At 39.3% G+C, this 13,194-nt stretch carries 18 protein-coding genes; 16 read left to right on the top strand and 2 right to left on the bottom strand.

Going from position 1 to position 13,194, the window contains the following annotated elements; translation table 11 throughout:
• Positions 1-9: 9 nt before the first annotated feature.
• The 7 genes from rsfS (at position 10) to FC36_RS09860 (ending at position 4,204) form a co-directional block, all read left to right on the top strand.
• A complete protein-coding gene (rsfS, locus tag FC36_RS09885; protein WP_025020312.1) occupies positions 10-366 on the top strand; it encodes a ribosome silencing factor in 357 nt (118 codons plus the stop codon).
• Between the two features lie 5 nt (positions 367-371).
• The gene (locus tag FC36_RS09880; protein ID WP_023859551.1) at positions 372-1,106 is read left to right on the top strand and encodes a class I SAM-dependent DNA methyltransferase; all 735 of its coding nucleotides are present in this window, start codon (positions 372-374) and stop codon (positions 1,104-1,106) included.
• Positions 1,094-2,254 (top strand): nucleotidyltransferase, encoded by a 1,161-nt coding sequence (locus tag FC36_RS09875; protein ID WP_056986885.1) that lies wholly within the window; start codon positions 1,094-1,096, stop codon positions 2,252-2,254. Before FC36_RS09880 ends, FC36_RS09875 begins: the two co-directional genes overlap by 13 nt.
• Positions 2,255-2,330: 76 nt before the next feature.
• A complete protein-coding gene (locus FC36_RS09870; RefSeq protein WP_025020311.1) occupies positions 2,331-2,876 on the top strand; it encodes a YceD family protein in 546 nt (181 codons plus the stop codon).
• 79 nt (positions 2,877-2,955) lie between these two features.
• Entirely contained in the window at positions 2,956-3,132 is a 177-nt protein-coding gene (gene rpmF, locus FC36_RS11705; protein WP_081708776.1) for a 50S ribosomal protein L32, read from the top strand.
• A 167-nt stretch (positions 3,133-3,299) separates the two neighbouring features.
• Positions 3,300-3,899, top strand: a complete 600-nt coding sequence (gene yihA, locus FC36_RS09865) for a ribosome biogenesis GTP-binding protein YihA/YsxC (RefSeq protein WP_025020310.1) — start codon at positions 3,300-3,302, stop codon at positions 3,897-3,899.
• 5 nt (positions 3,900-3,904) lie between these two features.
• Entirely contained in the window at positions 3,905-4,204 is a 300-nt protein-coding gene (locus FC36_RS09860) for a nucleoside triphosphate pyrophosphohydrolase family protein (RefSeq protein WP_023859555.1), read from the top strand.
• Positions 4,205-4,233: 29 nt separating this feature from the next.
• Here the strand turns inward: FC36_RS09860 and FC36_RS12270 are convergent, their stop codons facing one another.
• A complete protein-coding gene (locus tag FC36_RS12270) occupies positions 4,234-4,374 on the bottom strand; it encodes an SPJ_0845 family protein (protein ID WP_164478245.1) in 141 nt (46 codons plus the stop codon).
• A gap of 227 nt (positions 4,375-4,601) precedes the next feature.
• On the opposite strand from FC36_RS12270, the gene FC36_RS09855 reads away from it, so the two are divergent.
• Together FC36_RS09855 and FC36_RS09850 are read left to right on the top strand one after the other, a co-directional pair.
• Complete coding sequence (locus FC36_RS09855; protein ID WP_025020308.1) at positions 4,602-6,107, top strand: ABC transporter substrate-binding protein/permease; 1,506 nt, start codon at positions 4,602-4,604, stop codon at positions 6,105-6,107.
• The gene (locus tag FC36_RS09850; protein WP_025020307.1) at positions 6,100-6,834 is read left to right on the top strand and encodes an amino acid ABC transporter ATP-binding protein; all 735 of its coding nucleotides are present in this window, start codon (positions 6,100-6,102) and stop codon (positions 6,832-6,834) included. Before FC36_RS09855 ends, FC36_RS09850 begins: the two co-directional genes overlap by 8 nt.
• Before the next feature lie 107 nt (positions 6,835-6,941).
• On the opposite strand, the gene FC36_RS09845 is transcribed toward FC36_RS09850, so the two are convergent.
• On the bottom strand, positions 6,942-8,030 hold the full coding sequence (locus FC36_RS09845; protein ID WP_025020306.1) for a DHHA1 domain-containing protein: 1,089 nt from the start codon (positions 8,028-8,030) through the stop codon (positions 6,942-6,944).
• A 100-nt stretch (positions 8,031-8,130) separates the two neighbouring features.
• On the opposite strand from FC36_RS09845, the gene FC36_RS09840 reads away from it, so the two are divergent.
• From FC36_RS09840 to rplW, 7 genes are all read left to right on the top strand, one after another.
• Positions 8,131-8,868: a hypothetical protein gene (locus tag FC36_RS09840; RefSeq protein WP_025020305.1), complete on the top strand. Its 738-nt coding sequence runs from the start codon at positions 8,131-8,133 to the stop codon at positions 8,866-8,868.
• Positions 8,869-8,873: 5 nt separating this feature from the next.
• A complete protein-coding gene (locus tag FC36_RS09835; RefSeq protein ID WP_025020304.1) occupies positions 8,874-9,554 on the top strand; it encodes a TVP38/TMEM64 family protein in 681 nt (226 codons plus the stop codon).
• A 477-nt stretch (positions 9,555-10,031) separates the two neighbouring features.
• Positions 10,032-10,685 (top strand): aggregation-promoting factor, encoded by a 654-nt coding sequence (apf, locus tag FC36_RS09830; protein WP_023859561.1) that lies wholly within the window; start codon positions 10,032-10,034, stop codon positions 10,683-10,685.
• Between the two features lie 566 nt (positions 10,686-11,251).
• Complete coding sequence (gene rpsJ / locus FC36_RS09820) at positions 11,252-11,560, top strand: 30S ribosomal protein S10 (protein WP_023859562.1); 309 nt, start codon at positions 11,252-11,254, stop codon at positions 11,558-11,560.
• 58 nt (positions 11,561-11,618) lie between these two features.
• Positions 11,619-12,242: a 50S ribosomal protein L3 gene (gene rplC, locus FC36_RS09815; protein ID WP_023859563.1), complete on the top strand. Its 624-nt coding sequence runs from the start codon at positions 11,619-11,621 to the stop codon at positions 12,240-12,242.
• Between the two features lie 25 nt (positions 12,243-12,267).
• Positions 12,268-12,891 carry a 50S ribosomal protein L4 gene (gene rplD / locus FC36_RS09810; protein WP_023859564.1) on the top strand — a complete coding sequence of 208 codons (624 nt, stop codon included), beginning with the start codon at positions 12,268-12,270 and terminating at the stop codon, positions 12,889-12,891.
• Positions 12,891-13,175, top strand: a complete 285-nt coding sequence (gene rplW / locus FC36_RS09805; protein WP_023859565.1) for a 50S ribosomal protein L23 — start codon at positions 12,891-12,893, stop codon at positions 13,173-13,175. Before rplD ends, rplW begins: the two co-directional genes overlap by 1 nt.
• Positions 13,176-13,194 lie beyond the last annotated feature (19 nt).

Here is a 13,194-nt window from a genome sequence, read left to right as displayed (position 1 = left end):
GGAAAAAATTTGGATAGTAAAGAATTATTACAAACTGTCGTAACTGCTGCTGATAGCAAGCGGGCTGAAGAAATCGTGGCTTTAGATGTACAAGGGGTCAGTTTATTGGCTGATTACTTTGTGATTATGCAAGCCACTTCTGATCGTCAAGTAAAGGCCATTGCCGAAGAAATTCAAGAACAAGTAGAAGAAAAGGGTGGTACCATTCGTGAAGTTGAGGGTAAAAGTACTGCCAATTGGATTTTGATTGATATGGGTGATGTTGTTGCTCACGTCTTCAAGGAAGAAACACGCCAATTCTACAACTTAGAAAAACTTTGGGCAGATGCACCGCTTGTCGATGTAGCTGGCTGGATTAAGGAATAATTGGGATGATTTATACAACTTTTTCCCAGTTGTATGATGAATTAATGGAGCCAACCATGTATGAGCAATGGTTGGCTTTTGTGCAAAAAGAGCTCGACAAGAATAAAGGCCCCCTGCTTGATTTGGCGTGTGGTGCAGGGCGCTTAGCGGTGATGTTGGCTCAGGCGGGTTTTGATGTTTCTGGTTTAGATTTTTCTACTGAAATGTTGGCGCTAGCTGACATGCATGCCCACGAAGCAGGAGTTGAAATTCCTTTAATTGAAGGTAACATGTTGGATTTAAGTGCATTAGATCAATATGACCAAGTCACATGCTTTGCGGATTCATTTTGTTATTTAAAAGATGAAGCGCAAGTGGGCCAAGCTTTTAAGGAAGTCTACCAGCACTTAAATGAGGGCGGAAAATTCATCTTTGATGTCATTACTCCTTATCAAACCGATGTAGTTTATCCAGGTTACATGTACAATTATAATGATGAGAGTCGGGCCTTTTTATGGGCATCATATGCCGATAAAGCGCCACACAGCGTGGTCCATGACCTAACTTTCTTTAATTGGAATGAAAACCTGGGAGGGTACGACCGACTAGCTGAAGACCACCACGAGCGGACTTATGATTTGGAAGTTTATCAAAAACTTTTATCTCAGGCTGGTTTCCAGAAAGTAACGGTGACGGCTGACTTTGGCCAAGCTGAAATTAATGCCGAAACAACGCGGTGGTTTTTCGCATGTCAAAAGTAAAACCAGAAATCGTCGGTATTATTGCCGAATATAATCCATTTCACAATGGTCATCTTTACCAGCTACAACAAGTCAAGGAACGCTTCCCGGGGGCTAAAATTGTGGTGGCCATGAGTGGCAACTTCTTGCAAAGAGGGGAACCAGCCACTTTTGATAAGTGGACTCGGGCTACGCAAGCTCTGGCTAATGGTGCGGATGTGGTCCTTGAATTGCCCGTGGCGGATGCTTTGCAGCCGGCGGACCGCTTTGCCTTTGGGGGCGTACGGGCGTTAGCTGCTTTTGGGGCTGAAGTGCTCGCTTTCGGGGCTGAGCATGCCACTTATGACTTTATGGCTTATGCCCGACTTACGCAAAATTTAACTGGAAATTTCAAAAAATATGACCAAGCTTATGCAGCTTCCTGGCAAGAAGCGATTGCCCAAAAAATAGGGCATGAAGTCTCATCCCCCAATGATTTATTGGGTTTAGCTTATGCCAAGGCCAATTTAGCTTTAGGTGAGCCTTTAAGTTTGTACCCGATTCGAAGAATAAAGGCAGCTTATCACGAAGAAGATTTGTACAAGGACCAAGTTATTGCTAGTGCGACGGCTATCCGCCAAGCTTATCTGGCTGGGAAACTTACGGATTTGCAAGCATATGTACCCAAGTCTACCTTTGTGGATTTAGAGTCTCAAAAAATGTTATCATGGGCGGACTTTTGGCCATTATTACGCTATCGTTTAACTATGGCGAGGATTGAGGATTTAGGGCAAATTTATGGTATGGCAGAAGGTATTGAGTACCGTTTGGTTCAACAATTAGAACAGCTAGGTCCGCAGGCGACGTTTGAAGAGTGGCTCAAGGCGGTTAAGAATAAACGTTTCACTTATACGCGCTTGAGTCGCTTAGCAACGGCTGTATTACTTGATTTACGGACTGAAGAAGTTCAAGTCTACCAAAAGGCACCTTTCTTACGTTTACTTGGCTTTAGCCAGGCGGGGCAAACCTTACTTAATAAAGTTAAGAAAAACACCCCTTATCCTTTGGTAACACGGGTGACTCAAAAAGATAAGCAAACATTTCTTGCTACCGATTATAAAGTAGGACGGATTTATCAGCTTTTAAATGGGCGACAACAGGATATAAAACGCCAAGTGATAAGGTTTTAAGCTGTCAAGGAAAAAACATTGACAAAGGCTAATATTGTAAGTATAATAAAATTTGTTGCATTAGGAGGATAAAAGCATGAAATGGTCTTTAAATGAACTGCGTCAGGCAGGTTCACAACCGATTGCTTTTGAAGAGCAGTTAGATGTAACTTCATTATTAAAGTCACGTTTACCAGAATTGATAGACATGACAAAAGCAAAGGTTTCCGGACTCTTTTCCGTAGATTCCTTAGGGGTTCTCGGCTATGCTAAAGTTGAGGTTTCCTTGACTTTACCATCGACTCGGTCCTTGGAACCAGCGCAATTAACCTTATCTTTTGATTTGACAGAACACTATGTCAGTCATCACGAGCATGATTTATCACGATTTGATGACGATGATGTGGTAATTGTCTTAGATGAAGATATTTTAGACTTAAATGAAGTCGTGGTTGATAATATTTTGTTGCATATTCCAATGCAGATTCTAACGGAAGCAGAGCGTACTGCGGACCAAACTTTCTTAGAAGGTGATGATTGGCAAGTGGTAAGTGAAGCCCGTTTAGAAGAAATCAAGAAAGAGGAAAAGCCTGTGGTTGATCCACGCTTAGCAAAGTTAGGCGATTTTTTCAAAGAAGATTAGAATAACTCTTGCAAAGTTACTTAGAAACAAGTAAAATTTTCTTGATTGTATTTTTAATTAATTTAAGGAGGTGCCAAGAATGGCTGTACCAGCACGTAGAACATCAAAGACTCGCAAGCGTCTTCGTCGTACACACTACAAGATCACTGCCCCAGGCATGAGTGCATGCCCTAACTGTGGTGAATTCCGTAAGTCACACCACGTATGCTCAAGCTGTGGTTTTTACGGTGACAAAGAAGTTGTAAAGGTTAAGTAATTAACTTTTTAAAAGCTAAGATAGGGACCATGGCCCTTTGTTAGCTTTTCTAATCCCCTCAAGGAGACTTGGAGGGGATTTTCTTTTATCGTAAAAAATGAAATACATATTTTTCCTTGAGGTATGTTAAAATGATAGGAGTAAACTAAAAATAGACGGGGGATTTTATGAAGGTCAATAATGTTGATTTAACAATTAGTGCGGTCCGGCCGGAACAATATCCTGAGCAAGGCTACCCTGAAATAGCTTTGTCAGGGCGTTCAAATGTCGGTAAATCCTCATTGATTAATACTCTAATTAATCGCCGCAATTATGCGCGAACTTCCAGTCAACCGGGAAAAACCCAGACTTTAAACTTCTATAATTTAGAGGACGAATTATACTTTGTGGACGTACCAGGTTATGGTTATGCCAAGGTTTCTCAAAAAGAAAGAGAAAAGTGGGCTCGGATGTTGGAAACCTACTTTGAACAAAGAGCTGCCTTGCGTGGGGTGGTTTCTCTCGTTGATGCACGTCATGAGCCGACGGTGCTTGATCAGCAAATGATAGAATTTTTACACTACTATAACTTACCAATTTTGGTGGTTGGAACTAAGGTAGACAAAATCGCGAAGAATAAGCGCAATCGGGCTGAAAGTATCATTCGCAAAACCTTGAATTTAAACAAAGAAGACAAAGTAATTTTGTTCTCAGCAGTGGATAAAACTGGTAGGGAAGAAATTTGGAACTGGATTGACCAGGTAAAGACATTTCCTGAAAGGAAGTAAATAGGATGGATTTTAACGAATATCAAGAAAAAGCGAACCGAACTTTATATGGGACAGAGCAAGTTTTGACAAATTGTGCTTTAGGTTTATCGGGTGAAACCGGTCAATTAGTATATTTAATTAAAGATTACACCTTTAAGGGAAAAAAATTTGATCGGGAACAAATAATCCACGAAATGGGTGATGTGTTATGGTACCTTTCACAAATTGCAGAGTGGGCGGATATTGATTTTAACGAAGTGGCTGAAAAGAATATCGAAACTTTAAATAGACGTTATCCCGATGGCTTTTCTATGGATAAATAAAAAGATTGCCAGTAGACAATCTTGTGAAATTATTTAGAAGAATCTGTTTTGGATTCTTCTTTTTTTACATCATTTTCTTTTTCCTTTTTCTTAGGGGGGTCGACTGGGTCGATAGCAAATTTGGTGAATAGTTCATCGAGATCGGATTGACGGTTAATTTTTAAACTCATAATAATGCCTCCATAGTAAATCTTACCTCGATTATAATAATTGCTTCTTTAATAGTCAAATATCCATTCTTATGAATAATACATGCAAAGTTATTGTTTTATAAATGAATATATACAATTAATATTAATTTTATCCAATTTTATTGCATAAATAATCATTGAATGTTATGATTATGCACATAAGTTGAATGATGAATAAATCATAGTTTTATCGGAGGAGAGAGAATATGAAAAAAATTAAGAAAGTTGTGGTGCTGCTAGCCTTGTTCTTAGGTTTTATTACTTGCATTACACCAGCGCTGGCAGCAGGGGCAAGTTCATCAAGTAATAGTACTAGCAGTAGTGCAGTTAGTGGTGATGAACTCGCCAAGATTAAAGCTAACGGAAAATTAGTCGTGGGATTGTCTGCTGATTACCCCCCATTGGAATTTACAAAGAAGATTAATGGCAAGACCGAATATGTTGGGGTCGATATTGAGATTGCTAAGCAAATTGCGAAGGACTTAGGTGTTAAGCTAGAAATCAAGAATCTAAGTTTCGATTCCTTATTGGTAGCGATGGAAACTGGCAAAATTGACGTGATTATTTCCGGGATGAATCCAACGGCTGAAAGAAAGCAAAGTGTTGACTTTTCAGACACCTACTATTCTGGAGGAAAATCCTTCTTAATCATGAAGGGAGACAAAAACAAGTACAAGGATAAGGATAGTTTTGCTGGTAAAAAAGTAGGGGCACAAAACGGAACTACTGAATATAAGTTGATTAAAAGTGATGTTAAGGGTGCAACTCCAGAAGGTTTAAGCAAGTTAAGTAACTTAGTTTTAGACTTACAATCACGCAAGATTGACGGGGTTTTGATGGATTCCTTAATTGCTAAAGCTTACGCTGCTAATAACAAGCAATTTTTGGCTATTGATTCTGGGATTGAGGTATCTGAAGATCAGTCCGGGGTGGCTGTAGCGCTACCTAAAAATCAGCCAGCTTTAAAGGCAGCGATTAACAAAACTTTAGGTCAAATTAAAAAAGATAATTTAATCGATAAGAAGTACGTCCCACAAGCTGCGAAGTATATGGAAACTGTTAAGCAATCAAATGGTATGTTAAATTACTGGAACTACTTCGCTAAAGGGGTGGGTTACACCATCTTAATTACTGTAATTTCTGTGACTGCTGGTTTTGTCTTAGGGACATTATTAGCTTTGATGCGGTTAGCTAAGAGTAAGTTCTTGCACGCTATTGCGGTATGTTATATTGAATTTATTCGTGGGACACCGCTAATGGTGCAAATTATGTTCGTTTACTTCGGGATTGGGGCTTTAATCGGCTCCTTACCAGCTTTATTAGCGGGGATTATTGCGATTTCTTTAAACTCAGGAGCTTACGTGGCTGAAGTTATTCGGTCCGGGATTGAATCAATTCCTGCTGGTCAAACTGAAGCAGCGCGTTCCTTAGGGTTGAGCCAAGGAAAGACTTACCGTTATGTTATTATTCCGCAAGCTTTGAAGAACATTTGGCCAGCTTTAGGGAATGAATTTATCACACTTTTGAAGGATAGCTCCATGGTTTCGATTATTGGGGTTACTGAATTAATGTACCAAACTCAATTAGTCCAAACGACAACGTACAAAGGGGTTTTACCATTATTTATTACAATGTTACTTTACTTTGTGATGACGTTTACTGTTTCTAAGTTTTTGGGTTACTTTGAAGGGAAGATGAAGCACAATGGATAAAATGATTGAAATTCAAAATCTAAAAAAAATTTATGATCAAAATGAAGTTTTAAAAGATATTAATGCCACTGTGGAAAAAGGCCAGGTAATATGTGTCATTGGTCCTTCTGGTTCTGGAAAATCAACCTTTATTCGGTGTTTGAATCTCTTAGAAAAGCCAAGTGCCGGTAAGGTAGTCTTTGACGGGGTCAATTTAGCGCACATTGACGATAAGCAGTTAAATGCTTTACGGGAAAAGATGGGAATGGTTTTTCAAGGATTTAATCTCTTTCCTAATATGAATGTCTTAGAAAACATTAAGTTAGCACCGATGAAGGTTAAAGGTGTAGCGGAAGCCGAAGCGGAAAAGACGGCGTTGGAATTGTTAGCCAAGGTTGGTTTAGCTGACAAGGCTCAACAATTTCCAACTAGCTTATCCGGAGGGCAACAACAGCGGGTGGCTATTGCGCGGGCTTTGGCCATGGATCCTGAAGTAATGTTGTTTGATGAACCAACATCAGCTTTGGACCCAGAAATGGTCGGTGAAGTTTTGAAGATTATGCAAGACTTGGCCCAAGACGGGATGACCATGGTGGTGGTAACTCACGAAATGGGTTTTGCTAAGGAAGTAGCTGATGAAATTTGGTTTATGGCGGATGGATATCTCCAAGAAAAAGGGACACCACAAGAAGTATTTGAAAATCCACAAAGTGACCGGGCTAAAGACTTCTTAGCTAAAGTATTATAAGGTAGTATTTTATCTAATTTGGGTAACTTTTAATAAAAAAAGCCTTAAGAAATTAATGTTTTTGAGACATAATTTCTTAGGGCTTTTGTTATTGTGATTTTTTCTAATTAATTTTCGAAGAGGGCAGCTAACTTTGCGGCCATTTCAGGATCTAGTTGGTCACCTAGGCCACCGCTACTTTCATTTTTTTCTTCAGCTTCGACACTAGCGTTGACTTGGGCTTGTTGTAAAACTTCATCAATTACAGCTTCTTCAGCTTTTTCAATGGGATTACATTCGAGGGTGCCACCGGCAGAGTCTTCGTGTCCACCACCACGGAAGTATTTTTCTGAAAACCGAGCTACATCTAAGCGACCATTGCTACGCAGAGAAACGCTGTGTTGGTCAATAACTAAAGCCGCATCCACGTCGTTTTTCAAAAGTAATTCATGGGCGATTTCTGACTTGTAGTCGCTGGCATAAACAACGCCGAAACTGTAGCCGTCAAGCTCAAAAGTCTTGATGGTTCGTAAGTGACGTTTAAGATAATTTGCCCGCCGACTGTTGAGTGTATCAATTAAGAGGTCGTTTTGATCGCGGTAGTCTTCCCAACCTGCTTGGAAAACATTATGTATGAATTCCTCTGACTTACTTAAAGGATAGAACCAAAAGAGTTGGTTTAGTTCATCAGCATCTTTTTTTTCTTCTTCAGGTAACAAGGGATCGTTTTGCCAATCCCAAGTATCGTAAGCCCGAATTAACTCCACCAAGTAGGCCAGTTCTGTTTGGCGTGAGGCGGAGAGTTTGTTGTAGTGAGGTTGCTCAGTCAACCAATCCCAAACAAGGCTAGTTGCACTAGGATTGACGGATTCATCACGAGGGCCAGGACAGTTAGCCCGATATTTTTGTCTGAGGTCGGCTTCACTTTCGTGGTGGTCAAAAATCAACCAATGATTAGCAAATTTTTGTTCCAATAATTGGAAGGAGTAGTCGCTGTCCGGGGTCATATCCATAATGTAAACGTCTGTAAAGCGACTAGCTTCTGGTTGTCGGAACCAATAAGCTAGTTCACGGTCTAAATTACCAGCCGAGCAGGTAGTTAAATCAAACTCGACAGTTGGGAAAATTTCGTTTTTTAAAGTATAAAAGAGACTCGGTGCGCCAAAGCCATCTAAGTCATTGTGCGAAAAGAGTTTGATATATTGTGTCTTTTTCACGGGAGTTCCTCGTTTCAATCTAATTAATTTTACTGTACCACACAATAAGCTTCTAGACTAGCCTTGCTTCGTGATAAAATAAGAAATTGAGGTGATAATTTTGCAATGGGAAACCTACTTACGTAAAATGGAAGCTTATCAAGCTCGTTATCAAAATCAAACATTAATTGTCAAAAAAATTCAAGCGGTGTGTGAGACGGTGTGCGCCTATCAAGCCCAGCGTTTACCTCAAAAGCCGTTGCCTAAGTTAACTTTGAGTCAAGGAATGATTTATCGCTTATTAGATCAATATGCTGATATTATGACTTTAGCTAGTGATTTACTGAACCTGCGTCAGGTGTTGATTGAAAATTTTGGTATTTGGCATGTCTGTAATCAAGTCTGGGTGGCAGATGTAAAAAACTATCTAGGTCCAAAAGTTGGCTTAGAGTTAATGGCTGGTAATGGCAGTTTAGGTGGAAGTTTGGGACACACCCGCTTGACAGACAATCTCAAGTGGCGGGGGCAAGATGTAACGCACCCGCATCCTTGGTATCCCTTAGAAAAATTGGATGCTTTGGAGGCGGTGCAGAAGTATGCATCGGAAAGTCAGGTTATTTGGATGGCATGGGCCCCCGATCAAGGCCAAAAAGATTGGGAGATTTTACAGTGGCTACAACAAGTTGGGTGGTCTGGCGAATTTTATGTAATTGGTGAAAAAAATGGGGCGACGAATTCGTCCCGCTTTTGGCAAGAAGCGCAACTGGAGTTACTTCCAGCTTTGAATCTTCATCATCAACCTTTTGATTTTATTAAGGATTATGTTTACCGAGTTAATATAGAAAGGAAATGCTTGTGAAAGAAATGGTACAACGGCGTAAGTTTTGGTTACGCTTGATAATCACTTTAGATGCGCTTTTGGCGCTTGTAATCATAGCTTTTTTAATTCGAGATTACTATCCTCAAATTAAATTACTTTTAGATCCAGCAAGGGAAACGCGAATGTTAAAACATATGTTCCGTAATCACGGTCCTAAAGATATGTTTTTATTGTTACTTTTGACCGCAACGACTTCAGCAATTCCAGCCCTATCCAGTTCGGTGGTTTGTATCTTTAATGGGATTCTTTTTGGTCCTTGGATAGGTTTACTCTTAAATGTTGGAGGGAATACTCTAGGAAATATAGTAGTTACGTTTGTTTTGCAAAAGGTAGGCTTACGTCACGAAAGCAAGAAATTGGGACATGTGATTGAGGGTATTAGTAAATTTAAAAATAAGATGGTCGGGATGATTATTGGATATATGGTACCGGTAATTCCGTCTTTCTTGGTTAACTTTACGGCGCTTAAACTTAAGATGAAACCACAAATTCAACTAATATGTATTGTGATTGGGATTTTTCCTTCATCTTTTCTTTACGCATTTGGTGGGGATGCTATCTTTAATGATAGTGACAAAAAGATTATCTTGGCACTAGTTTGTTTACTCGCCTTGGTTGGTTTATATTATGTCATCCGCAAAAAGTACCAGCAAAAAATAGCTTAATATAGTAGAAAAGAGTTTTAGTAATGACTAAGGCTCTTTTGTGATTGTTAAGATAAAAGCTGTCCAAAGGTCATTACGAAGTGACAATTAAGTTACAAAGGTGGGGAGAAAAAGATAAAAACATAGCAAAAAGACCAGTGGAAAAAAATTTTTAAGGAGGAAAAGTCTTTTTTTCTGGAAAAATCCGTTTTTTTAGTGAACATTTGTTCTTGTTTATATAGGTTACCGTCAAAGTACTGAAAGCCCATCTAATTAGCTTTTGCTTGTGGTAAGTAAAAAAATAAAGGTATTTTGTTTTTTACAGATTGTTACAAGCTAAGGGAGTTTGTTACAAAAAGGTGGTTTCTGGTAATTTAAATAGTGTTTTTCTGTCATGTAAACCACCTATACTAGATTTTGTTAGCGCGACAGCAAGTCGTGTAGAAATCAAATTAAGTAGAAAAAAGTATTTAGAACAAATATATTAGGAGATTACACATGAATTTAAGTAAAGTATTATTATCAACAACTGCTGCAGCTGGTTTCTTATTTGCAACACAAGCTGCTGCTAACGCTGACCAAGTAACAGTCCAAGCTGGTGACACGGTTTCTAAGATTGCTAACGAATATAATACAACAGTTGAAGCCATTGAAGCAGCTAACAATATGGCTGACGTAAACTTGATTTACGTTGGGGAAGTTTTAGAGGTTACCCCAGGTCAACAAACAGCTGATGCACAAACTACTACTGACACAGCTGTTGATACTCAAGCTTCTGCGCCAGCTCAGACTTACACATATAGCCAACCACAAAGCTCTTACCAAACTTCAAACTACTACTCAGCTAATTACTCATACAACCAACCACAAAGTTCATACAGCCAATCAGCTAATACAGCTAGCTCATACACAAGTAACGTAGCTTCGTCATCAGATGAAGCAGCTAAGGCTTGGATTGCCAACCGTGAATCAGGTAATAACTACAATGCCCGTAACGGTCAATATATCGGTAAGTACCAATTAACAGCTTCTTACTTAAACGGTGACTACTCAGCTGCTAATCAAGAACGTGTGGCTGATCAATATGTAGCTTCTCGTTACGGTTCCTGGACAGCTGCTAAGGCTCACTGGGATGCTAATGGCTGGTACTAAGATTTAGTATGTAAAAAAACAGCGAATTATCAAAAATGTTCCTATTTATGTAGGGACATTTTTTTTGCTATCCGTTATAATGATAATTACTGATAATTAATGTGAGGTGATATATGTGCGCCTGTCAAAAACTTTAATCATTATGTTGTTATTTGTGATTGGTCTTCTGATGGTGTGGAATGGTTTTACAATTAAAGCGAGAGATTCTTGGGCGACAAAGTTAATCTTATTTGTACTAGGATTTGGAAGTATGTTGATTAGTGGGGGGATCTTATATTATGCTTACTTTCTATAGGTAAAGATTGTAGCGTTTCGCTGGAAGTTCTTTGTACTAAGCAATCAAAGAAATATTTAAAAGAAATTGAAAAAAATCCTTGCAATTCCTTTTTAGATGTAATACTATAAAAAGGTACTTGTGTAAGGGCAAGTACAAGGATTTAGTTGTTTAATTTTAAATAAGCTAAGATGTAGAAGGTTGCGACACACCCGGCCGCTTTGCCACGAGTGCGACGGTAATTTCTACGGAGCTAGTCTTATTTTTAAAATAGACGAAGGAGGGAATACAATTGGCAAAACAAAAAATTCGTATTCGTTTAAAGGCTTACGAACACCGCATTTTAGATCAATCCGCTGACAAAATTGTTGAAACAGCAAAGAGAACAGGTGCCCAAATTTCAGGTCCTATTCCATTGCCAACGGAACGCACATTATACACGGTTATCCGTTCACCACACAAATACAAGGATTCTCGTGAACAATTCGAAATGCGCACACACAAGCGTTTAATCGACATCGTTAACCCAACACCAAAGACAGTTGACTCACTTATGAAGTTAGACTTACCATCTGGTGTTGATATTGAAATCAAGTTATAATTCATAATTAAAACTTACTAAATTAAAAAATAAATTCATTATTATTGGAGGTGTACTCATGACCACTAAAGGAATCTTAGGTAAAAAAGTAGGTATGACACAAGTCTTTACTGAAAATGGTGAATTAGTTCCTGTAACAGTTGTTGAAGTTGGTACTAACGTTGTTTTACAAGTTAAGACCATGGAAAATGACGGTTACGAAGCTATTCAATTAGGTTTCGATGACTTGCGTGAAGTTTTAACAAACAAACCTGCTAAAGGTCATGCAGCAAAAGCAAATACTACTCCTAAGCGCTTCGTTCGTGAAATCCGCGATGTTGAGCTTGGAGAATACAACGTCGGTGACGAAGTTAAGGCAGACTTATTCGAAGCAGGCGAAATCGTGGACGTAACTGGTACATCCAAGGGTCATGGTTTCCAAGGTTCAATTAAGCGTAACGGCCAACACCGCGGTCCTATGGCTCACGGTTCTCGTTACCACCGTCGTCCTGGTTCAATGGGTGTTATTATTAACCGTGTTATGAAGGGTAAATTATTACCTGGTCGCATGGGTAACAACCGTGTTACTATCCAAAACTTGGAAGTCGTTAAATCAGATGTTGAAAATGGCGTATTAATGATTAAGGGTAATGTACCTGGTGCAAACAAGTCCTTAGTTGTTATCAAAAGCGCAGTTAAATAATTAGAGGAAGGGAGGAAAAACAAACATGCCTACAGTTGCATTATTTAAACAAGATGGTACACAAAACGGTGACGTTACTTTAAACGACGCAGTTTTTGGTATCGAACCAAACAACAACGTAGTTTTTGACGCAGTGCTTATGCAACGTGCTTCATTACGTCAAGGTACACACGCTGTTAAGAACCGTTCCGCAGTTCGCGGTGGTGGTAAGAAGCCATGGCGTCAAAAGGGTACTGGTCGTGCTCGCCAAGGTTCAATCCGTTCACCACAATGGGTAGGTGGGGGTACCGTATTCGGTCCTACACCACGTTCATACGCCTACAAATTGCCTCGTAAGGTTCGTCGCTTGGCTATCAAGTCTGTCCTTTCTCAAAAGGTTGTTGACGAAAAATTAGTTGTTGTTGATGCATTAAGCTTCGACGCACCTAAGACAAAGGCATTTGCTGAAGTATTGAACAACTTAAATGTAAACGAAAAAGTTTTAGTAGTTCTTGAAGATGACAACAAGACAGCTGCATTAGCTGCTCGTAACTTAGCAAACGTTACAGTTATTCCTGCTAAGGGCTTGAACGTCTTAGATGTTGTGAACAACGACAAGATGGTCATCACTCAAGGAGCTCTTTCTCAAGTAGAGGAGGTTCTTGCATAATGGAAGCACGCGATGTAATTTTACGTCCAGTTATTACTGAACAATCAATGGCAGAATTGGACAACAAGCGTTACACATTCGACGTTAACGTCAACGCAACTAAGACACAAGTTCGTGCCGCTGTTGAAGAAATCTTCGGCGTACAAGTTGCTAAAGTTAACATCATGAATGTTAAAGGTAAGAAGAAGACAATGGGTCGTTACTCAGGCTACACTAAGAAGCGTCGTAAGGCTATTGTTACTTTGACTGCCGATTCAAAAGAAATCAAATTATTTGAAGACTAATAAATAACTCTAATAGGAG

Origin of the sequence: Ligilactobacillus equi DSM 15833 = JCM 10991 (genome assembly GCF_001435735.1) — a bacterium.
Classification (GTDB): domain Bacteria; phylum Bacillota; class Bacilli; order Lactobacillales; family Lactobacillaceae; genus Ligilactobacillus; species Ligilactobacillus equi.
The sequence above is the reverse complement of the archived record's forward strand: the minus strand, read 5'-3'. Positions and strand labels throughout refer to the sequence as shown.